Annotated in this window: 20 protein-coding genes; 6 read left to right on the top strand and 14 right to left on the bottom strand. The window is 47.6% G+C overall.

Going from position 1 to position 19,483, the window contains the following annotated elements; genetic code table 11:
* Positions 1 to 169: 169 nt before the first annotated feature.
* Complete coding sequence (locus tag G9F75_RS02405) at positions 170 to 313, bottom strand: YwzD family small protein (RefSeq protein ID WP_003151259.1); 144 nt, start codon at positions 311 to 313, stop codon at positions 170 to 172.
* A gap of 203 nt (positions 314 to 516) precedes the next feature.
* Between G9F75_RS02405 and G9F75_RS02400 the strand changes: the two genes are divergently transcribed.
* Both G9F75_RS02400 and G9F75_RS02395 read left to right on the top strand, forming a co-directional pair.
* The gene (locus tag G9F75_RS02400; protein ID WP_014419070.1) at positions 517 to 2,127 is read left to right on the top strand and encodes an SWIM zinc finger family protein; all 1,611 of its coding nucleotides are present in this window, start codon (positions 517 to 519) and stop codon (positions 2,125 to 2,127) included.
* Positions 2,114 to 4,888: a DEAD/DEAH box helicase gene (locus G9F75_RS02395; RefSeq protein WP_167408906.1), complete on the top strand. Its 2,775-nt coding sequence runs from the start codon at positions 2,114 to 2,116 to the stop codon at positions 4,886 to 4,888. The genes G9F75_RS02400 and G9F75_RS02395 overlap by 14 nt, the downstream gene beginning before the upstream one ends.
* A gap of 112 nt (positions 4,889 to 5,000) precedes the next feature.
* Here G9F75_RS02395 and G9F75_RS02390 read toward each other — a convergent pair whose 3' ends face one another.
* The 4 genes from G9F75_RS02390 to G9F75_RS02375 form a co-directional block, all read right to left on the bottom strand.
* Positions 5,001 to 5,858: a Cof-type HAD-IIB family hydrolase gene (locus G9F75_RS02390; RefSeq protein WP_167408905.1), complete on the bottom strand. Its 858-nt coding sequence runs from the start codon at positions 5,856 to 5,858 to the stop codon at positions 5,001 to 5,003.
* The gene (locus G9F75_RS02385; RefSeq protein WP_003151250.1) at positions 5,855 to 6,637 is read right to left on the bottom strand and encodes a transcriptional regulator GlcR; all 783 of its coding nucleotides are present in this window, start codon (positions 6,635 to 6,637) and stop codon (positions 5,855 to 5,857) included. The genes G9F75_RS02390 and G9F75_RS02385 overlap by 4 nt, the downstream gene beginning before the upstream one ends.
* A gap of 210 nt (positions 6,638 to 6,847) precedes the next feature.
* Positions 6,848 to 7,189, bottom strand: a complete 342-nt coding sequence (locus G9F75_RS02380) for a single-stranded DNA-binding protein (RefSeq protein WP_003151249.1) — start codon at positions 7,187 to 7,189, stop codon at positions 6,848 to 6,850.
* Between the two features lie 97 nt (positions 7,190 to 7,286).
* Positions 7,287 to 7,640, bottom strand: a complete 354-nt coding sequence (locus tag G9F75_RS02375) for a hypothetical protein (protein WP_003151247.1) — start codon at positions 7,638 to 7,640, stop codon at positions 7,287 to 7,289.
* A 172-nt stretch (positions 7,641 to 7,812) separates the two neighbouring features.
* On the opposite strand from G9F75_RS02375, the gene G9F75_RS02370 reads away from it, so the two are divergent.
* Positions 7,813 to 8,223, top strand: coding sequence for a YwpF-like family protein (locus tag G9F75_RS02370; protein ID WP_007407558.1), 411 nt, complete (start codon positions 7,813 to 7,815; stop codon positions 8,221 to 8,223).
* Between the two features lie 45 nt (positions 8,224 to 8,268).
* Here the strand turns inward: G9F75_RS02370 and mscL are convergent, their stop codons facing one another.
* Together mscL and fabZ are read right to left on the bottom strand one after the other, a co-directional pair.
* Positions 8,269 to 8,664 carry a large conductance mechanosensitive channel protein MscL gene (gene mscL, locus G9F75_RS02365; RefSeq protein WP_014419073.1) on the bottom strand — a complete coding sequence of 132 codons (396 nt, stop codon included), beginning with the start codon at positions 8,662 to 8,664 and terminating at the stop codon, positions 8,269 to 8,271.
* A gap of 56 nt (positions 8,665 to 8,720) precedes the next feature.
* Positions 8,721 to 9,146, bottom strand: a complete 426-nt coding sequence (gene fabZ, locus G9F75_RS02360; protein ID WP_014419074.1) for a 3-hydroxyacyl-ACP dehydratase FabZ — start codon at positions 9,144 to 9,146, stop codon at positions 8,721 to 8,723.
* A 195-nt stretch (positions 9,147 to 9,341) separates the two neighbouring features.
* Between fabZ and G9F75_RS02355 the strand changes: the two genes are divergently transcribed.
* Positions 9,342 to 10,406, top strand: a complete 1,065-nt coding sequence (locus G9F75_RS02355) for a tetratricopeptide repeat protein (protein ID WP_159353528.1) — start codon at positions 9,342 to 9,344, stop codon at positions 10,404 to 10,406.
* 17 nt (positions 10,407 to 10,423) lie between these two features.
* On the opposite strand, the gene G9F75_RS02350 is transcribed toward G9F75_RS02355, so the two are convergent.
* The 4 genes from G9F75_RS02350 to spoIIID form a co-directional block, all read right to left on the bottom strand.
* The gene (locus G9F75_RS02350) at positions 10,424 to 11,245 is read right to left on the bottom strand and encodes a flagellar hook-basal body protein (RefSeq protein WP_014419076.1); all 822 of its coding nucleotides are present in this window, start codon (positions 11,243 to 11,245) and stop codon (positions 10,424 to 10,426) included.
* A gap of 24 nt (positions 11,246 to 11,269) precedes the next feature.
* Positions 11,270 to 12,067 (bottom strand): flagellar hook-basal body complex protein FlhO, encoded by a 798-nt coding sequence (locus G9F75_RS02345; RefSeq protein ID WP_007614310.1) that lies wholly within the window; start codon positions 12,065 to 12,067, stop codon positions 11,270 to 11,272.
* Between the two features lie 159 nt (positions 12,068 to 12,226).
* Positions 12,227 to 13,228, bottom strand: a complete 1,002-nt coding sequence (mbl, locus tag G9F75_RS02340; protein WP_003151237.1) for a cell shape-determining protein Mbl — start codon at positions 13,226 to 13,228, stop codon at positions 12,227 to 12,229.
* Positions 13,229 to 13,408: 180 nt separating this feature from the next.
* Positions 13,409 to 13,690 (bottom strand): sporulation transcriptional regulator SpoIIID, encoded by a 282-nt coding sequence (spoIIID, locus tag G9F75_RS02335; protein WP_003151236.1) that lies wholly within the window; start codon positions 13,688 to 13,690, stop codon positions 13,409 to 13,411.
* A gap of 331 nt (positions 13,691 to 14,021) precedes the next feature.
* Between spoIIID and G9F75_RS02330 the strand changes: the two genes are divergently transcribed.
* Together G9F75_RS02330 and G9F75_RS02325 are read left to right on the top strand one after the other, a co-directional pair.
* Entirely contained in the window at positions 14,022 to 14,435 is a 414-nt protein-coding gene (locus G9F75_RS02330) for a MarR family winged helix-turn-helix transcriptional regulator (RefSeq protein ID WP_007407562.1), read from the top strand.
* A 24-nt stretch (positions 14,436 to 14,459) separates the two neighbouring features.
* A complete protein-coding gene (locus G9F75_RS02325) occupies positions 14,460 to 15,656 on the top strand; it encodes an MFS transporter (RefSeq protein WP_014419077.1) in 1,197 nt (398 codons plus the stop codon).
* A 35-nt stretch (positions 15,657 to 15,691) separates the two neighbouring features.
* On the opposite strand, the gene G9F75_RS02320 is transcribed toward G9F75_RS02325, so the two are convergent.
* The 3 genes from G9F75_RS02320 to G9F75_RS02310 form a co-directional block, all read right to left on the bottom strand.
* Complete coding sequence (locus tag G9F75_RS02320; protein WP_021494824.1) at positions 15,692 to 17,146, bottom strand: NCS1 family nucleobase:cation symporter-1; 1,455 nt, start codon at positions 17,144 to 17,146, stop codon at positions 15,692 to 15,694.
* Positions 17,147 to 17,313: 167 nt separating this feature from the next.
* Positions 17,314 to 18,678: an MFS transporter gene (locus G9F75_RS02315; protein WP_022553908.1), complete on the bottom strand. Its 1,365-nt coding sequence runs from the start codon at positions 18,676 to 18,678 to the stop codon at positions 17,314 to 17,316.
* Positions 18,675 to 19,241 carry an isochorismatase family protein gene (locus G9F75_RS02310; RefSeq protein ID WP_167408904.1) on the bottom strand — a complete coding sequence of 189 codons (567 nt, stop codon included), beginning with the start codon at positions 19,239 to 19,241 and terminating at the stop codon, positions 18,675 to 18,677. The genes G9F75_RS02315 and G9F75_RS02310 overlap by 4 nt, the downstream gene beginning before the upstream one ends.
* Positions 19,242 to 19,483: the final 242 nt, after the last annotated feature.

Here is a 19,483-nt window from a genome sequence, read left to right as displayed (position 1 = left end):
CTTTTCCAATTACGATTATACAGCTTTAAACTGTCATTTCTAACCTTTTCAAATGACAAAATTCGACAAAAATAGACAATCACTTCAATCTGTTTTATTTTTGTAAGCGCTTTAAATACTGGTGTCACAGGAAGATTAAAAAATCCCGCGGCCAAGAGCCTGCGGGATTTTATGTTGCATATCCATTTTTAATATAAGAAATCAAATTCTCAAGCATTTCTTTTGTGGTCATCTCAGAGGACTGCTCACCGATGTCGTGCGCATGCATTAAAATCTTCAGAAACTCCTCTTGATCTAACTTCGTTTTCTTCATCATTCGTTTCCTTTCGGCTTCCATTAAATTGAAAACAAGATTATTATATGCTGTCGGGTGCTGTTTTGCAATCTCTAATACATCATTCGACACATTCGGGTTTTTATGTCCTTTTTTAGGAAAAACTTTTTCCGGGCCATGTGTTGCGATATAATAGAGGAATTGGAATCTTTTTATTTTGTGACTCGTTAGGAGCGATAATCATGCTTCAGGATATGATTGCTAAAGAAGATGTGCTCGCAGCGGCTGAACAGCTTAAAGAACTTCTTCCTTACAATGAAGACAATGTTCAGCTGATGAAGAAAGCACTCATTTTATATCGGCAGGATTCCGTCTATCGTATACAGGTTCAAACCCCGACAGAGATTTCCGCATATGTGCAGGATGTTGTGCCTGTAAGGGTCACGCTGAACTTATTTTTCATGGTGAAAAGCGGCTGCGCATGCCCGTCTGAGGCGATCTGCCGCCACGTGCTGGCCGTTTTTCTTTACGTATATGCCCAATTCGAGCGGGTCGGTACCTTTACCGAACATTGGCTGGAAAGAGAAAAGCTTGAGGAAAGCAGGGAGCTTGTCCGCCGGCAGTTTCAGGAAAAAGTGCTGCCGAATGAAGAGTCGCTGTCAAGCTGGCTCGCTTTTTTTGATTCGGAATTCTCGCTGTGGGAGGCGCGGACGCCGGCCGGAAGCCAGACGATGCAGGGCCTTTATTACGGCTATCTGTCAGCGCTCAAAAAACACGCCCCGAAAAAACCCGAGCTTAAAAGCTTATATCAGATTCATTCGGCGCTTGCCGTCTGGCTTCACATGTTCACTTTGATTGAGTCAGGCAGATTGGATGCCGAAAAAGATTATTACAGCATCAATCCATACGTGGAACAGCTGATGGATACGATTTATTCCTCCATTGACAGACTGAAAACGTACGCCTTGTCTTTTTCACTCGATCCTTTTTTAGACCGGACGCCCCCGGTGCTCCGCAGACTGCTTGTGAAAGAAGAGCTTTTTCAATACGAACGCCTCCGGGTATTCGGTGAGATGTGGAGCGCGCTTTTGAACCGGCCGAAATGGGTCGCGCGTGAACAGGAGATTCTCGCACAGGAAAGCGGGCGCCGTTTTTCACCGGAAGTGCGGTTCGGACGGCTTCATCTGGCCTTTTTGCAAAAAGATGATGAAGCGGTCTTCCAAGATATGTCCCGCTTCCCTCCTGAAGCGCTGCCGTATACTTTTCAATGGCTCGGTGAACTCACCGCGAAAAAAGACTGGAAACGGCTGAAAACATGGTATGGCCGGATCGAACCGCTTGCCGTGAACTATACGAAGCTTGATAAGCCGTTTAAAGAAATGCGCGACATCATCGGAGAGCTGTTCGCGCTATTGGCGGATTACGCGCGGCACTCACGGGATGATCAGCTGTTTGAACGGTTTGCTTCCGGCTGCCTTCCCTATACCTTTACCGAATACAGCCAGTACCTGTACGAAAAACGGCGGTACGCGGAGTGGGTGGAGATTCACAGCCTCGTCGGTTTTTCCGTCTGGGAAATCGAAAAGGACATCCTGAAGGAAATTGCCGCCAGTGATCCGGAAGCGCTCATCCCCTCCTATCACCGGGCGGCGGCCTTTTTTATCGATCAAAAAAACCGCAGCGCCTATAAAGAGGCTGCACGCCATCTGAAAAAACTGCGGACGCTTTATAAAAAGGCAAAAAAACAGCAGGTATGGGAGCGGTATATCAGCCGGCTGAGCGCAAGTTACAAGAGGCTGCGCGCCCTTCAAGAAGAATTGCAGAAAGGAAAGTTGATTGATGGCGAGTCTTAAGGAAATTTTCATTCATGTAGAACAAATGGAAGATTGGACATTTACGCTGTCAAGCCATGATGAGAAGGAGCAGCCGCTTACTCTCAGTCAGATGAAGACTCATTTGTTCCAATGGCATGAGTCCACCTTTTACGGAACGTTTCTTGAAGACGTCAGCTTCATAGGCACTCCGGCTGTTCTGCTCAGCCCGTGGATGACCGTCGAGCTGCTCGGAAAAAACTCGTTCAATTCATTCAGCACCGTGCAGCTGACAAAGGAAACGGAACCATTAATCGAAGCGGCTTCGACGATATACGAATTTATTGCCGACGGCGATTTTCTTCCGGACTATGAGGCTTGGCAAAATGGCGTCCTGCGCTTCAAAGACCGCGAGCTTTTGCTGGAAGGCTTTACGGCAGACTGGTTCTCAGCCGCGGTCCAGGACTACATTCAGTACAATGATGACCTGCTGGAAAAATGGCGGCGGATCGAAACCCGCTCGCCGGCCGTTCATACGTTTAAAGGCTCCTTTTTGGATGAAGATGATTTTCTCGAGGGAATCGGCTGGCATGACGATCTGACGCCGTTTACCGTCGGGCTCCGATTAAACGAGCCTGATTTCGACGGTGACGACTGGAAAATCGAAATGTTTTTACGTGAGAAAAAAACCGGCTCCATCACCTTTTTTGACGGACTGAAGGGACTGAAAAAAGCGTGGCAGGCATACAGCGGAAAAATCGTGCGCGAACAGGACCGCTTCCGCAGAACGGTTCCCTGGCTTTCGTTTGATTCAGGAACGACGCTGATTTCTGAAGAAGAGGCTTGGATCTTCTTATCGGAAGCGAGTGAGACGCTTGTCAATATGGGTGTGGAGATTCTTCTCCCATCATGGTGGCAGATTGTCCGGGACAGCAATATGATGCTTAAGGCGAAAGTGTCATCCTCCCCGCGGGGCGAGTCCTTCGTCGGTATGAACGCTCTGCTTGATTTCAACTGGAGATTCGCCACTAACGGAATTGAGCTGACAGAGGATGAATTCAATGAGCTTGTCGCAAACAACAGACGTCTCGTCAACATCCGCGGCCAATGGGTGAAAATTGATCCGCAATTTATTAAACAGATGAAAAAACTGATGGAAAAAGCGGAATCTGAGGGCCTCCACATGTCCGACGTGCTGGCGCGCGAACTGATGGATCACGGGGAAAACGGAGCCGAGGACACGGACATCATTGACTCATCGGCATTTGCCGGGATCAAGATCGAATTATCAAAGCATCTCAGAAGCCTGATCCGCAAACTGACGGAAGCCCGGGATCTGCCGGAACATGAAGTCAGCGCCGCGTTTCAGGGCCAGCTCCGCCCTTATCAGATGTACGGCATGAACTGGCTTCTGTTTTTACGGGAAAACGGCTTCGGCGCCTGTCTCGCAGATGACATGGGACTTGGAAAGACGATTCAGATGATCGCTTATTTTCTCCATGTGAAGGAAAGCGGCCGGCAAAAAGCGCCTGCCTTAATCATTGCGCCGACATCGGTGCTCGGCAACTGGCAGCGTGAGCTCCAGACCTTCGCGCCGCAGCTGAAGGCCGTGCTTCATTACGGCCCCCGCCGGCCGAAGGGGGAAGCATTTGTCCCGGCCTATCAGGACGCGGACGTCGTTCTTACTTCTTACGGCCTGTCGCACGCCGATCAGGAAGAGCTTTCTTCCGTGACATGGAGCACCATCTGCCTTGATGAAGCGCAAAATATTAAAAACGCGCATACGAAGCAGTCCCGCGCGATCAGAAAGCTGAAAGGCGTCCATCATATCGCGCTGAGCGGAACACCGATGGAAAACCGCCTGACAGAGCTTTGGTCGATCTTTGATTTTATGAACAAAGGCTATCTCGGCAGTCTGACCGGCTTTCATAAACGCTATGTGCTGCCGATTGAGAAAGACCGTGACGAAAAAAGAATCAACCAGCTTCAGCAGTTAATCCGGCCGTTTTTACTGCGCCGGACAAAACGGGATGAAGAAGTGGCGCTTAATCTTCCTGACAAGCTGGAACAAAAAGAGTTTATCCCGCTCTCAGCCGAACAGGCATCCCTTTATGAACAGCTTGTCAAAGATACATTTGAACATATGGCTTCTCTGACCGGGATGCAGCGGAAAGCGCTGATTTTGAGCATGCTCGGCCGCTTGAAACAAGTATGCGACCATCCTGCGCTCTATTTGAAGGAAGAACAGACAGAGCTGTTAAACGGGAGATCCGTCAAACTGGAAAAGCTGCTTGATTTAATGGCGGCGATCCGCGGACAAGGGGAAAGCTGCCTCATTTTCACCCAATACATTCAGATGGGCAACATGATGAAGCGCCTCCTGGAAAAAGCATTCGGAGAACCGGTTCAGTTTTTAAACGGAAGCCTGTCCAAGCTGGAACGCGATTCTCTCGTCGAACGGTTCCAGAAGAAAGAATACCCGACGCTGATTTTGTCACTGAAAGCGGGCGGAACCGGCCTGAACCTGACGGCTGCCAACCATGTCATTCACTATGACAGATGGTGGAATCCGGCGGTGGAAAACCAGGCGACCGACCGCGCCTACCGAATCGGCCAGGAACGGTTCGTCCATGTTCACAAACTCATTACGACGGGAACGATTGAAGAAAAAATTGATGCGATGCTAGAAACGAAACAAACGCTGAACGATCAGATTATCCAAAGTGAAAATTGGATTACCGAGCTGTCATCCGCTGAGCTTGAAGAATTATTCACCCTCAGCGCATCGGCGCAATCACATTAAACGCAAAAAGGCCGGCTCTCTCAGAAGAGCCGGTCTTTTATGTCGTCCTTACTGTTACGCCGCATTTGCCATGAATGCGTCACGCCAGTCATGAACAGTATCGCCATACCTTTCACAGTAAATTCCTGATCATATGCGCAACGCCGTTTTGATCATTTGTCAATGTAACGGCATCAGCGATCTCCTTAATATCTTCTCTCGCATTCCCCATCGCTATGCCTTTTCCGGCCGCCTGAAGCATTGAATAGTCATTTAAGCTGTCACCGACCGCGGCGGTTTCAGCCATCGGAATGCCTAGCTTTTGCGCCAGCCGTTTGAGCGCCTGCCCTTTAGAGGCGTTTCGAGACGCCAGTTCGAAGTTGTGGTCGGCAGAGCTGACAAGGGTGAGATCTTTCTGACCGCTGAATCGGTCCCAGCCCGCTTTCAGCTTCCGCTCATCAAACGAAAATCCGAGAATATTATAAAAATCCAGATGCTCTTCTTTCTCAAAGAGCTCACGGTATGAATGAATGTAAGCAAAGCCGGATTGGCTGTATTGCACTGAAGCCGCCTGTTCCAAAACGGAAAGATCGGTTTCCGGATTGGCGCTTTTCATCCGGTCCATTTCGATATCGAGCAGCTGCCTGCCGGTTTCAGGCGTATAGATGGCTTTGTTTGTAAACACCTCATAGTAATATTGATTCTCTTCAAGCCAGGACAAAATGCCGCGGGCTCTTGTTTCTGCAATCGCATCACAGTGGTACAGGCTGCCGTCAGGAGCATGAATGGCGGCTCCGTTTGCGCTGATGACCCACGTTTTTATGCCGAGCGGTTCGAATATGGAGTGCACGTCAAAATGCGCGCGTCCCGTGGAAATCACGATTTCAATTCCCGCTTGCCGGGCTTCCCTTAAAGCCCGCTCATTTTCATCGCTTACTTGATGACTGCTGTTCAGCAGTGTGCCGTCCAGATCTATGGCAATCAGTTTCACATGTCCTCATCCTCTTCTTCAGATTCAGTTACAAGCAATTCTACGCCGTGCCGGTCGAGCAGATCGCAAAAATCCTGATCAGGCAGCCGATCGGTAATCAGCAGGTCAACCTCGTGCAGGTCTGCATACTGATAAAAACTCGTACGGCCAAGCTTGGAGTGATCGCTCAGCGCAATCACCTGTTCCGCCTGTCGGATCATTTTACGCTTTACCATGCCGTCTTCTTCATGAGGTATCGTCAGGCCGTTTTCCGAGATGCCGACAACGCCGATCAGCACCTTATCGGCGTGATAATCCCCCAGTTTTTCTACGACGGAAGCCCCGTATAAAAACCGGTGTTCCTTCTGGAGCTTTCCGCCGAGCAGGTGAATATCAATTCCCTCTTTTGCGGAAAGGATATCGGCCTGATTGATCGAATTTGTAATAACAGTGCAGCCGGTGACATTTAAATGCTCCGCGCAGGCCTGCACGGTTGTCGAGGTGTCCAGAATGATCCGGTCTCCTTTATGGATCAGGGATGCTGCCAGCTTGCCGATTTTGTTTTTCTCTTCAGAAACGGTTTTCAGCCGGCCCGAATAGCCCGGAACTTCCTGATTCACCGACGGCAGAATCGCGCCGCCCCGTGTTCTGATAATGGCCCCGCGCTCTTTCAGCTTTACAAGGTCCCTTCTTGCGGTATCTCTTGAAATATGAAGCAGCGAACATATCTGTTCAGCGGTGATCCGCCGATGCTGTTTCAAATATTCCATTATCGCAATCAGTCTTTCTTCTTGATACACGTCCTCATTCCCTTTTTCGTCACTTATCTGTAAGTAATTATAAGTTTTTATCCCGATATATTCAATGTTTTTAAGTATTCATAAGCGAAATCACTTCTTTTTAACCATTTTTTAGCTCCCGCACAAAAAAACCAGTCTTTCGACTGGCAAATGGGAAGGAGGTATTGCGGGGCCCGCTGAAAAAGGCGGGAAATCGAGGAAAAAAGCATGCTATTCAGCCAGCGGCTCTTTCCGTTTTTGATCCATAAACCGAACGGTATCAGCCATGACCTCGGTCACATAAACTTTTACGCCGTCTGTCTTTTCATAGCTTCTCGTCTGGATTCTGCCGCTTACACCGACCATTGACCCTTTTTGGCAGTACAATGCCGTGTTTTCAGCGTTTTTTCTCCAGATGGTGCAGTTGACGAAGTCGGTTCCGGTTTCACCCGACGCGCTTTTAAAATTGCGGTTTACCGCCAGCGTAATATGCGCGACGGGAATGCCCGCTGATGTAAAACGGAGCTCCGGATCTTTCGTCAGCCGGCCGACAAGCATAACGTGGTTAAACAAGCCGTATCCTCCTCTCTTTTTCGAGGCTGGCTTCATTGTAGTACAAGGGCTCGTGAAAGCAAAAAGCGGAAAAAGCCGTTATCCGTTTAGGCTGCTCTTATGTTTTCGTTTTTCTTTCTGATAAAAAAAACTTTTGTTTTTGACCGCTTATGTAATATGTATTTTTGAGCAGCCGCGAGAAAAGTTTCGTTTTGAGCCAGTCTTTCTCAAACATGCGGACAAACTTTCCGCCGTCCCATGCGAACCAGTAAAAACTCAGCTTTTTATCAGTCAGTGAAAGCTGAATTTTATACTGTTCCATGCGGTCTTTTGTTTCATATAAAAAGACGACATTTCCCCTTCTGTTAAGATGCACCTCACAATCTTCCTTTTTGCATACCAAGTAGGAATGATCGTCTTTTCGCCTTGAACCGTCTTCTATATAGATTTCCTTCAGGCGCAATTGATTCATAAGCATCTCTCCATGACCATATTCTTTTACATTATAATGAAAAAATAGAAATGATTAAATGTTGACCGCCTACAAAAATGATGAAGCATGTCTTACAGCATTTTCCCGGGAAAAATGATATGTGTTATAATAAATGAACGAAAAACATGGACAACAGGGGTGAAAATAAGAGATGAAAACCTTTAAACTGGTTGATCTGAATGTGGAACGTTTAGATAAAGACGATCAGCCGATTGAGCAGTTTCCCCTTTTAGACGGATTGATTATTAACAAAGAGGACGGAGAAAATCACTGGTTAATTGAAGCACTGGTCCCGGCCGAACACTTTTCTTTTTTTGACATGCTGATGAAAAGCCAGAAAGAAGCGAAGGTGTTTGTAACGATTACGAAAAAAAGCAACCGCCCCGCCCAGCTGACGGGAAGCATCAAAAATATCGTCGAGCTGGAAAGAAGTATACAAGTTTTAATTTACGGTCAAATGGTGTCAAGAAACCACCCCGGATCAGAAAGCATTCTGGAGTCGCTCGTGAAAGAAGGCTACTCGGGCAGCCGGCTGATTGAAGCGTTTAAACAAAAATTATAATCATGAAAAAGGCCGGACGTTAATCATCCAGCCTTTTTTTGTGCCTTAGTCATTGTGAGGAGCCCGCTGTTTCAGCAGATCTCTGATTTCAGTCAGCAGTTCTGTCTGCTGATCTGTTTCCTCGGCTTCTTCAGCCTCTTCTTCTGCTTCTTTTTTACGTCTCAGCTTGCCAATTGTGCGGATGACGATAAAAATAGAAAATGAAATAATGAAGAAGTTCACAATCGTTTGAATGAAGCTTCCGTACTTGATATGAGCCTCGCCGAATGTCACGGCCAGCCCTGAAAAGTCAAGACCGCCAAGAAGCAGGCCGACAAGCGGCATGATGATATCTTCAACGAGCGACGTCACGATTTTGCCGAAAGCGCCGCCGATGACGACACCGATTGCCAGATCCATGATATTGCCCCGCATCGCAAAGCTTTTAAATTCTGACCACATTAGATTCACCCCTTTCTATACAAAATGGGCTTTTTTATAAGCCCATTTGTTTGTTTTTATTCTCCGAGCGCAAAAGTTAATTCAGCTTCACACACGAGCTCGCCGTCAACTTTGGCAACGCCTTTTCCGCGTCCGATCGTACCGCGCGCGCGGGTAATATCAACCTCAAGCTCCAGCTTGTCACCCGGTTTTACCTGCTTTTTGAAACGGCAGTTATCAATCCCCGCAAAAAATGCAAGTCTGCCCCGGTTTTCTTCTTTAATCAGCATCGCAACCGCTCCGACCTGCGCCAAAGCCTCTACGATTAATACGCCCGGCATAACAGGGTATTCAGGAAAATGGCCGTTGAAAAAATCTTCATTCGCCGTCACATTTTTATATCCCGCCGCCCGTTTTCCTACTTCGACTTCCGTAATCCTGTCTACCAGAAGAAACGGATAGCGATGGGGAATAATTTCTTTAATTTGCTGAGTATCAAGCATTCTCTTGACATCTCCTTCATCGACAATAGTATGTATAGAAGGTATATGTGGCAACCAATCTGTACATTTGGAAGTATATTATGAATCAATTTCTTTTTCAACCGCGCTGTAAACTGTAACCAGCTGGCAATGAGCCTCGTCCATTAATGTGTTATGATAAATAAAGATTTTTACCCTATGCAAAGAGGTTGGAAGATGATTGCTAAGTTTACTGAAAAACGTACGCGGGTGATGCTGAATGAGTGGTATGACGCCATGGGAAAACGCCAATTCGATCAAGCCCGTTCCCTTCACGAACAAATCAATCAGCATCTCCCCAAATTACAAAAGAATACAAAGCTCAAACTCAGATATCAGCTGTTTTTCGCACGGTTTCAGCTGCTGTTTGAGAAAAAAGACGGTCTGAATAAGCTGTTCTGCGAGCTGAAGCGGCGCAAAGATGAGATGGATCATGAATTAACTTATTATTTCTATTTTTTCAAAGGGTTATTCCATATGGTGAATGGCGCTCCGAACCGTGCTGTCTGCCGCTTTAAAGAAGCTGAACAGTACCTGCCGGCCATACAGGACCGTTTCGAAGCCGCTGAATTTTATTATAAAACAGCGGGTGCATATTACATGATGAAGTCGCCTGCGCTCTCCATTCAATATGTCAATAAAGCGCTGGAAATCTATCAAGATGAAGCCGGCTACATCAAAAAAACGCTCAGCTGCCGGCTGCTTCTCGCCGTGAATTATATAGACGAGGCACGCTATGAAGACGCAGAACAGCTCTTTAATGAATCCATAAAGATAACGGACCGGATCAATGACAATAACCTGCTGTGCCACGCCTATTATAATTTTGGTTTTTTAAAGACCGCCCAGAAAAAAGATAAAGAGGCCCTCCCTTTTTACAAAAAGGTATTGGGCAATCAGCGTTTCGAGAAAGAGTCTCCCGTTTCCTACCTTCATTGTGTATACGAAGCGGTCAGAGCACTTTTTAAAACCGGTTCTGCCGCCGAAGGACAAACCGTGCTGCAGAAAGGTTTATACATATCTGAAAAAGTGCAGAACAAGATTATGAAATTGAAGCTGACCGCGCTCAACATACTGTACACCGCTCAGGAGGACCCGTACGACCGATTGCAGAAGCTTGTGCTGGAGCTGCAGAAAATTGAAGCGTGGGTGGATTTGGAAGTGCTGCTTCAGGATATTACTGATTACTACAAAAAAAAGGGCGATTTTGAGAAAGCCGCATTTTTTATCATGCGCGGCTGATCAAAACGCCCCTTCTTTTATCTGACTGAGTTGATTAAGCCCAGCATTTGGTCTCCCAATGTAATCGTGCGGCTGTTCAGCTGATAGGAACGCTGAGACACGATTAAGTCGGTCATTTCTTTTGACATATCGACATTTGAACTTTCAAGCGCGCCCTGCTCCATGCCGATTGCCTGCCGGTTTGCGCCGGTAAGCTCTTCAATCGCTGAAGCCCCCGCGCCGTTTACGGAAAACAGATTATCCCCTTCCGCATGAAGCGCCTGAGGATTATTGACATTGACGATGCCGAGATTAAACGTCTGCGAACGGGTTCCCGCCTGGTCTGAAGCAGTCAGCGTTCCGGTTTTGCTGATTTTCAGCTGAGTCAGCGAACTGTCAATTTGTATGGGCTGACCGTTCTCATCGAGAATGGGATTGCCTCCCGCTGTCATCAGCTGAAGCAGCCGGTCATTTCCGCCTGCCGGCTTGAGGGAAAGTGAGCCGTCCCTTGTATACACCCGCCGTCCGTCCGCTTCTGCCTGAAGATATTGATAAGGTGATGTGAACGCGATATCAAGGTCACGGTCGGTTTTTTTGATGCTTCCCTGCCCTGAGTCCAGCTGCGGAGTCATGACCGTTCCGGCGCCGAGACGCAGGCCGGGCGGCGTTTTCCGCATGTCCGGCGAATTTTCCTTTTTGTCATCTATATGGTCATACTGCTGTCTGATCAGCTCGGAAAAGCGGGAGTCCCTCGCTTTATAGCCTGTCGTATCACTGTTTGAAAGGTTGCTGCTGACTGTATCCATCTGCTGCTGAAGCTGATTTAAGGCTGTTGAAGCCGTCAGCATTGATCTGAGCATCATAATTGAACGTCCCCCATTTTGTTACACTTTGCCGATTTCATTTGCGGCTTTATCCATGCTTTTATCGTAAGCCTGAATGACTTTCTGATTGGCTTCAAATGATCTGTATGCTTCCGTCATTTCTGTATACGTGCTCGTCACGTCCACGTTCGAAAGCTCCGAGACGCCTTGCTTTAATGAATACGAGACTTGGGGATTCGCCGCCGCGCTCGGCAGTTCAGAGCCGTCGGCCGTGCTGTATAGGTCATTGCCGTCCCGTTTCAGATTGCGCACGTCTTCTTCCATTCTGATATCAATCTGCCCCGCCGGCCGGCCGTTTGTCGTGACCGTTCCGTTTTCTGATACGGTGAATTTTTCATTGTCGACTGTAATCGGCTGTCCGTTTGTTGATAACACAAGGTTTCCGTTTATCGTAAGCTGATTGTTTTCATTTAATGAGAAAGTGCTGCTTTTTGAATAGCGGACGCCGCCCGCGGTCTGCACGGGATAAAACAGCTCGGCGTTTTCATTCGTTTCGGCATTCTTGGGAACCTGATTCTCCATCAGCGCGATATCCGTCGGCTGATCGGTCGTTTTCAGGCTTCCCTGCGTAAACAACGGTTTCAGCTCCTGCATGTATACGCCTGTGTTGACGGAGCCGATTTTCGTTTTTTTATCGCCTTCTATTCGGCTCAGAAGCATCTCGGGAAAGGCGCGGATTGAACCTTGATCCTCTTTGTACCCTGATGTATTCGCGTTTGCGATGTTATTTGACAGCATTTCCGTTCTTCTCTGCTGTGTAATCATTGCGGACGTTGCGGTATATAATCCTTTTAACAAGTCTTCCACCTCTGAAATAGCATTATTTCCAGTTGCCTCACCGGAACATTTGTTCTATAATGAAAATCAGCATTTTTTCTTATTATCGGATTTACATTCCCGTTCGTGAAGGGTTTGGCAGAAAAAAACCCCATTCTTTTTCAGAATGAGGTTTTATCATCAGCTCAGTTTGCGTTTTGGAAGCTTGTCCATGTTATCCAGCATGACGCCGGTTCCGACCGCAACACAATCCATCGGGTTCTCAGCGACAAGAACAGGCACCCTCAGCTCTTCGGCAAGAAGCTGGTCAAGCCCGTTTAACAGCGCTCCCCCGCCGGTAATGATAACGCCGCGGTCAATGATGTCAGCGGACAATTCAGGCGGTGTTCTTTCAAGAACCTGCTTGGCGGCCTGCACAATGACGGCAACTGATTCACGAAGGGCTTCTTCTACTTCTTTGCTGTTTACTGTAATCGTTCTCGGCAGACCGGAAACCATGTCACGGCCGCGGATGGTGATTTCTTCATGACGTGCGTCTGGGAAAACCGTTGCGACCTTCACCTTAATATCTTCAGCGGTACGTTCACCGATCAGCAGCTTATACTCGCGTTTGATATAATTTAAGATTTCCATGTCAAACTTGTCCCCAGCCATCTTAATAGAAGAGGAGGTGACAATATCGCCCATAGAAATAACTGCGATATCTGTCGTACCGCCTCCGATGTCAACAACCATGTTACCGCTCGGCTGGAAGATTTCCATACCCGCGCCGATAGCGGCAACTTTCGGTTCTTCTTCAAGGTACACATGCTTTCCGCCGCTTTTTTCAGCTGCTTCTTTAATCGCTTTTTGCTCAACGGATGTAATATTCGTCGGGCAGCAGATCAGCATGCGCGGTTTTGAGAAAAGTCCTTTTACATTCAGCTTATTAATGAAATGTTTCAGCATGGCTTCTGTTACTTCGAAGTCTGCGATTACGCCGTCTTTCAGCGGACGGATCGCAACAATATTCCCAGGTGTACGTCCAACCATTCGTCTGGCTTCTTCACCGACAGCCAGCACTTTGCCGCTGTTTTTATCAAGTGCCACAACGGAAGGCTCATTCAGAACAATTCCTTTTCCTTTTACATGGATCAGTACATTTGCAGTACCGAGGTCAATTCCAATATCCCTTGCAAACATCTATTTATATCCTCCTTGATATCTGTTTCACAGTAAAATATCCACATTGTGCCCTAATTATATATATTATCATAATTTATCAAAAAAAAGCTGCTGAACGATATAAGTTCTTGACAAAATTTTGCGGATATTCGCGAAACCGCCCGGGAGGAGAAAAAAGGGCCCGGCAGACGTCAGGCGCTACGGCTGCTGAACGGGCTCCCCTTCAAGAATTTCATCCTTCTTGTACTTTAATTTCGTCGCCTCTCCCCCTCTTAAATGTCTGATGGATTTATGATAATCGAGTATTTCTTTTACTTCATTCGCCAAGTCAGGATTAATTTCAGGCAGGCGCTCTGTCAGATCTTTGTGTACGGTACTTTTGGAAACACCAAACTCTTTCGCAATGACACGAACGGTTTTTTTCGTCTCCACGATATACTTACCAATCTTGATTGTTCGCTCTTTGATGTAATCGTGCACACCACTCGACCTCCCCAGTTGGATGTGAGAAGTGTGAAATGAGATCCGTATTCTGTAACAAATTCACTGATGATGCAGCTTCTTCGTTGTCCGATTATATAAGAAGGTTTTAGAAATATGCCCACGATCCCTCACCTCAAACACTCTCTTTGATAGGTTTGTAACAGTGTATTAGCAATGAATTGGGAATATGCTAAAAACTCAATAAGGACAAGGGGCGGGTCATAATTTTCTGCTTTTTGAACGGGGGGTTTACATCCGCGCGATCCTGCTGTAGAATGAAACAGCACAATTAGTTACTTAGGTAAGTTTTTTGAAAAGGAGAACGGAAATGATCCACGTCAACAGACGCCTCATTCATCAAATCAATCAATGCGCCCGCCTGATTACGAAGAAAGCCAATGAACGGCTGGAACCATTCGGCCTGTACTCCTCTCAATGGTCAATCCTATATTGCTTAAAAACGATCGGACCGATGACCCAAAAAGAAATCTGGTCCTATCTGAACGTAGAGGCGCCGACCGTTACCAGAACGATCAAACGCCTTGAAGAAAACGGCTGGATTCAGCGGGAACAGGGAGAAGACAAGCGGGAAAAGCTCGTCGTCCTGACGAAGGAAGCTGAATTGAAATACGACAGCATCAATCAAGAGATGCTGAAGTTCGAGGAAGACATGCTTGCGGATTTCCAAGATGGAGATAAGGAAGCTTTTTCTGAGTTTCTGAATGTGTTTTTAACGAAATAAAAAAGAAAGGGAAGTGCTGTACTTTTGAGTAAATCTGACTCGATCTGGACCAAAGATTTTATTATGGTCGTACTCGTGAATTTATTTGTCTTTGTGTTCTTTTATACATTTTTGGCCGTGCTGCCTATCTATATGATTCAGGAGCTTGGCGGCAGTGAATCGCAAGGAGGGCTTTTGATCAGCCTGTTCCTGTTATCTGCTATTATCACCCGTCCTTTTTCAGGGGCGATTATTGAACGGTTCGGCAAGAAAAGAATGACGATTGTATCTCTGGCGCTGTTCGCCCTGTCTTCTTATCTGTATTTGCCGATACACAATTTCTATCTGCTGCTCGGACTGCGTTTTTTCCAAGGCATCTGGTTCAGCATTTTAACGACGGTCACGGGCGCAATTGCCGCTGACATTATTCCCGCCAAGCGGCGCGGCGAGGGGCTCGGTTATTTCGCGATGTCTATGAACCTTGCCATGGCGATCGGTCCGTTTCTCGGGCTGAGCCTTGTGAAAGTCATTTCGTTCCCGGTTTTCTTTACGATTTTTGCTGTATTTGTTTCTTTAGGCTTGCTGATTGCTTTTATGATTCGTGTGCCGGATCAAAACAACAGCGGAACGACTGTCTTCCGTTTTTCTTTCTCCGACATGTTTGAAAAAGGCGCGCTTAAAATCGCGATTGTCGGGTTGTCCATTTCTTTCTGTTATTCAAGTGTGACTTCATATTTATCCGTTTATGCAAAGACGATCCACCTGTTGGATGTCAGCGGCTATTTCTTCGTCTGTTTCGCCGTGACGATGATGGCCGCCCGTCCTTTCACAGGAAAGCTGTTTGACAGAGTGGGGCCGGGAATCGTCATCTATCCGTCGATTATCGTGTTCTCCGCGGGGCTTTGCATGCTGGCGATGACAAACAGCGCCCTCATGCTTCTCTTGTCCGGTGCCGTAATCGGTCTCGGATACGGCTCTATCGTACCGTGTATGCAGACGCTGGCGATTCAGAACTCGCCCGGACACCGTTCAGGCTTTGCGACGGCTACCTTCTTCACTTTCTTTGACAGCGGGATTGCCGGCGGGTCCTATGTATTCGGCCTCTTCGTCGCTTCGGCCGGATTCCATTCGATTTATCTGGCAGCGGGGCTGTTCGTGCTGATTGCTTTGCTCCTGTATGGCTGGAGCCAGAAAAAAAGAACGCCGCTTGAAGCGGACGGAAACGTTTCAATCGCAGACTGATATGACAAAAAGCCGGGGGCAGCCCCCGGCTTTTTTTATTCGGCCGCTCTTTCCCGCACGATTCGTCCCTCCGCTTTTGCATAAGGAGGATGAATATACATAAGCGCCGTATAACCGAGACACGACAAAATGACACCCGCAAACCAGGAAATATCATAGATGCCGGCGAACGCCGGGACGTACATCCCGATTAAAGAAATAAACGCGCCGAGAAAAGTCGCGGCAAAGGCCCGGTAATTATAGCCTTTGTAATAAGTGTATTGTCCGGTTTCCGAATAAAGGTCTTCAACTGAGAGCTGCCTTTTTCTGATGATAAAATAATCAGCCATCATCACCCCGGCCACCGGTCCGAGCATCCCGCCGATGAGTCCGAGAAACGCATAAACATTCGTGGCGCTCTCCATCAGCTTCCACGGTATTGTGAACAGAGCCAAAACGGCGGTCAAATACCCTCCCCTCCTGAATGTAATATACTTCGGCAGGACATTCGCCAAGTCATAGGCCGGTGACACGATGTTTGCCGCCACATTAACCGAGACGGCGGCGATGCAAAGTGTGATGACCGAAAGAGCGATAACGAAAGGATTATCAAACCGGGCCAAAATCTCCACCACATCCCAAATCGGTTCTCCGAATGCTACCTGTGATCCGGATGTCACTGTAATGCTCGCAAACGCAAACAGCGCAAACGTTCCCGGCAGGCCGTAAAACTGGCCGCGAATCTGTTCTTTTTGCGACGCGGCGAACCGGGTGAAGTCAGGGATATTCAGAATCAGCGTCGCCCATATTCCGATAATACCCGTCACTCCGGCGGCAAACGGCCAAAACGTTTCAGAAAATGTATGGAACTTTCCCGGCTGTGAGTAAATCGGTCCGAGCCCGCCGGCAATATCTATCGCCCACCAGACCATGCCGCCGAAGACGAGATAAACAAGCGGACCCGCCCACACTTCAAATTTTTTGATTGATTCCATGCCGTGCCGCAGCACAAGCAGATGAATGCCCCAAAAGAAAATGAACGACAGAAAACCCGGCAGATGAAGCCCGAATATATTCCAATCTCCGCCGAGACTCCCCCAGCCCGGCCATATATTCAAAAGCAGAATGTGCAAAGCCGTGCTTCCGGCAAATGTTTGAATTCCGAGCCACATAATGGCTGTAAACGCCCTGAGAAGCGCCGGAATGTTAGCGCCGTATATTCCGTAAGAAGCCCTGATAATGACCGGAAAAGGCAGTCCGTATTTCGTTCCGGCATGGCCGTTCAAGGCCAAAGCGGCGAACAAAATGAGTGACGCCGTCACGATAATGGCGAGCACCTGCCACGGAGAAAGACCGATCGCAATGAGCCCGCCCACAGTCGCATAGGTCGGGATATTATGAATACAGCCCATCCAGATGGATGCAAAATTCACCGCTTTCCATGTCCGTTCGCCGTCTTCTAAAGGCAGTAAATCTTTGTTGCTCAGCCGATCACTCGTTGTTTTTGTCATTTTCTCCCTCCCGCATGTACGTTTTCCTTACATCACATGTGAAAAAATATAACTGAAAATTCCGTAAATAACATTGGTCGCTGTCGACAATAATCGTTTTGATTTTTGAGCACATTACACAAAAAAAGAGACGGGGAGAGCCCGTCTCTTTTTGTTGCGCCTGCCTGTTAAGAGGCTTTTTTGAGGAGAACCGAAAACCGGAATACCATCAAAAGGCTTACGGCGCCGACAACGATAAGAATCGTGCCGAGCATATGAAAATGGCCGGCGGTAATTTCTTTTCCGAAAAGAATGCCCAAAATGACAGAAGACAAAATCGAACCGAGATACCGGCAGGTCTGAAACAGGCCGGACGTTGTTCCGACCATGTCGGCGGGGCTCGTTTTCAGCATGGCCGCCTGAAACGTGACATTTCCGAAGCCGTAGCCGACACCCAGCACGGACAGGATCAGCCCTTTTCCTATCATAGGCGCCTGAAGAAAGAAAAACGTTAACAGCACCGCACCGATCGCGGTCAGGCAGGTTCCGGCAACAATCGGCTGAAGAAGCCCTTTCTTATCTATCCATTTTCCGGTCAGAGGCGACACCAGAATACTCATGCCCGACATAAACAGCATAATCAATCCGCTTGTCTGAACGGACAAATGCATTTCATCCTGAAAATAGCTCGGAAGCCCGAAAAAGATGCAGTAAAAGAATATATTCAGCAAAATAAATTGAATATACACCGACGATAGTTTCCGATGCGTTTTAAACAGCCTGACATCAATAAACGGCTTCTCTGTTTTCAGCTCGCGCCAGATAAACAGCCCGACAAACAAAAGCCCGAATACGCCTTCTGTATAGTGAGGCTTCGTACTGAAGGACAATAAAAACGACAGGAGAAGGATAATCGCCCCGGCAAACAGAAGTATCCCGATCGTATCAAGCTGGCGAAGCACGCCTTTCAAGCCGCCGATCTCGCGTTTTTCATCTTTCGGAAACATATACATTCCGAGAAAAAAGCTGAGAATGATAAACGGCAGATTGACGAAAAAGATTGCCGGCCACCCTCCCCAAACGATCAGAAAACCGCCGAGTGTCGGACCGAGCGCCGTCATAGCTGATGCAAAGATCGACAGGACGGCAAGCGCCGACGCCTGCTTCTCCTGTATATTCGAACGGATCAATCCGACGCCGGACGGATATATCGCGCTGCTTCCGATCGATTGAAACAATCTCATAATTAACAACGTCATGAAAGTCGGCGCAAACGGCGCGCCGACGGCCGAGACGGCAACAAGCAGAAGCCCGATCAAAAACAGCTTCTTCCTGCCGAGCATATCACCGAGTTTTCCGGTAACAGGCTGCGCTACCGCACTGGCCAGATAAAAGGACGATATCAGCCAGGACACCGTTGTAAACGACAGGTGAAATTCATGCTGAATACTGTGAAGCGCAAGAGAAATCATCGACGAGTTCAATGGGTTCAGCATCGTCCCCGAAGCCACGGCCGTCAAAAACAGAACGCGGCTTTTTTTGGAGATTGTCATTTTGTCTGTGCAATAAATTCTTCCGTCGTCCGGCTTCTGCCGATTCTCGGGAAGATAAACTTGAGTGTCGCTTCGTGCTGTTCATCGCTGAACGTCGCCATCGCGTCAGTCACGAAAACTTGCTGATACCCGAGCTGAAAAGCTTCCCGCGCCGTGCTTTCCACACCGATGTTTGTCGCAATCCCGCATAATACAATCGTGTCGATTCCCCGTCTTCTGAGCTGAATATCCAGATCCGTGCCGAAAAACGCGCCCCACTGCCGTTTTGTCACCGTATAATCATCTTCTTTCACTCCGATTTCAGGCACAAATTCAGCCCAATCCGCCGCCGGAGCCGAATGGCCCGCCGCCCCTTCATCCGTCAGCGGCTTCAGCGCATCAGCCCCGTCATGAAAATCAACGTTCACAAAGCTGATAAAACCGCCTTTTTCCCGAAACACATCAATTAATTTTTTCGCGTTTGGCACAACGGCCCCGCTTTTATCCATCGGCACAATGCCTTTTTGTAAATCAATAAGGACCAAAGCCGTTTTTTCAAATTGCAGATTCAATAATGTTGTCATATTCAATTCCTCCTGATGCAGTTAGTGTTTCTCACCCCGATTATTTTACTCTTTCCCGGACAGGATTTCTTCTTCCGTGCTCCGATGCTCTTTTTATGGATATAAAGTCACATGACGTTCATTTGAAAAGCGACATGATGAACGCAAAAAACCATGTCAGATAACCTTACACGAAAATGTTTTATCATTCTTTTTTCTCTATAATAATGAATTAATCACAATTACATTCTGAATGAGACGGA

The organism is Bacillus sp. EKM208B, from assembly GCF_011800725.1.
Classification (GTDB): domain Bacteria; phylum Bacillota; class Bacilli; order Bacillales; family Bacillaceae; genus Bacillus; species Bacillus velezensis.
The sequence above is the reverse complement of the archived record's forward strand: the minus strand, read 5'-3'. Positions and strand labels throughout refer to the sequence as shown.

Coding starts and splice junctions, on each gene's coding strand:
- G9F75_RS02320 (WP_021494824.1), bottom strand. CDS start 17,146: ATGACAAAAACAACGAGTGATCGGCTGAGCAACAAAGATTTACTGCCT.
- G9F75_RS02370 (WP_007407558.1), top strand. CDS start 7,813: ATGAAAACCTTTAAACTGGTTGATCTGAATGTGGAACGTTTAGATAAA.
- G9F75_RS02350 (WP_014419076.1), bottom strand. CDS start 11,245: ATGCTCAGATCAATGCTGACGGCTTCAACAGCCTTAAATCAGCTTCAG.
- G9F75_RS02375 (WP_003151247.1), bottom strand. CDS start 7,640: ATGAATCAATTGCGCCTGAAGGAAATCTATATAGAAGACGGTTCAAGG.
- G9F75_RS02330 (WP_007407562.1), top strand. CDS start 14,022: ATGATCCACGTCAACAGACGCCTCATTCATCAAATCAATCAATGCGCC.
- G9F75_RS02395 (WP_167408906.1), top strand. CDS start 2,114: ATGGCGAGTCTTAAGGAAATTTTCATTCATGTAGAACAAATGGAAGAT.
- G9F75_RS02310 (WP_167408904.1), bottom strand. CDS start 19,241: ATGACAACATTATTGAATCTGCAATTTGAAAAAACGGCTTTGGTCCTT.
- G9F75_RS02355 (WP_159353528.1), top strand. CDS start 9,342: ATGATTGCTAAGTTTACTGAAAAACGTACGCGGGTGATGCTGAATGAG.
- G9F75_RS02315 (WP_022553908.1), bottom strand. CDS start 18,678: ATGACAATCTCCAAAAAAAGCCGCGTTCTGTTTTTGACGGCCGTGGCT.
- G9F75_RS02405 (WP_003151259.1), bottom strand. CDS start 313: ATGAAGAAAACGAAGTTAGATCAAGAGGAGTTTCTGAAGATTTTAATG.
- mbl (WP_003151237.1), bottom strand. CDS start 13,228: ATGTTTGCAAGGGATATTGGAATTGACCTCGGTACTGCAAATGTACTG.
- G9F75_RS02400 (WP_014419070.1), top strand. CDS start 517: ATGCTTCAGGATATGATTGCTAAAGAAGATGTGCTCGCAGCGGCTGAA.
- fabZ (WP_014419074.1), bottom strand. CDS start 9,146: ATGCTTGATACTCAGCAAATTAAAGAAATTATTCCCCATCGCTATCCG.
- mscL (WP_014419073.1), bottom strand. CDS start 8,664: ATGTGGTCAGAATTTAAAAGCTTTGCGATGCGGGGCAATATCATGGAT.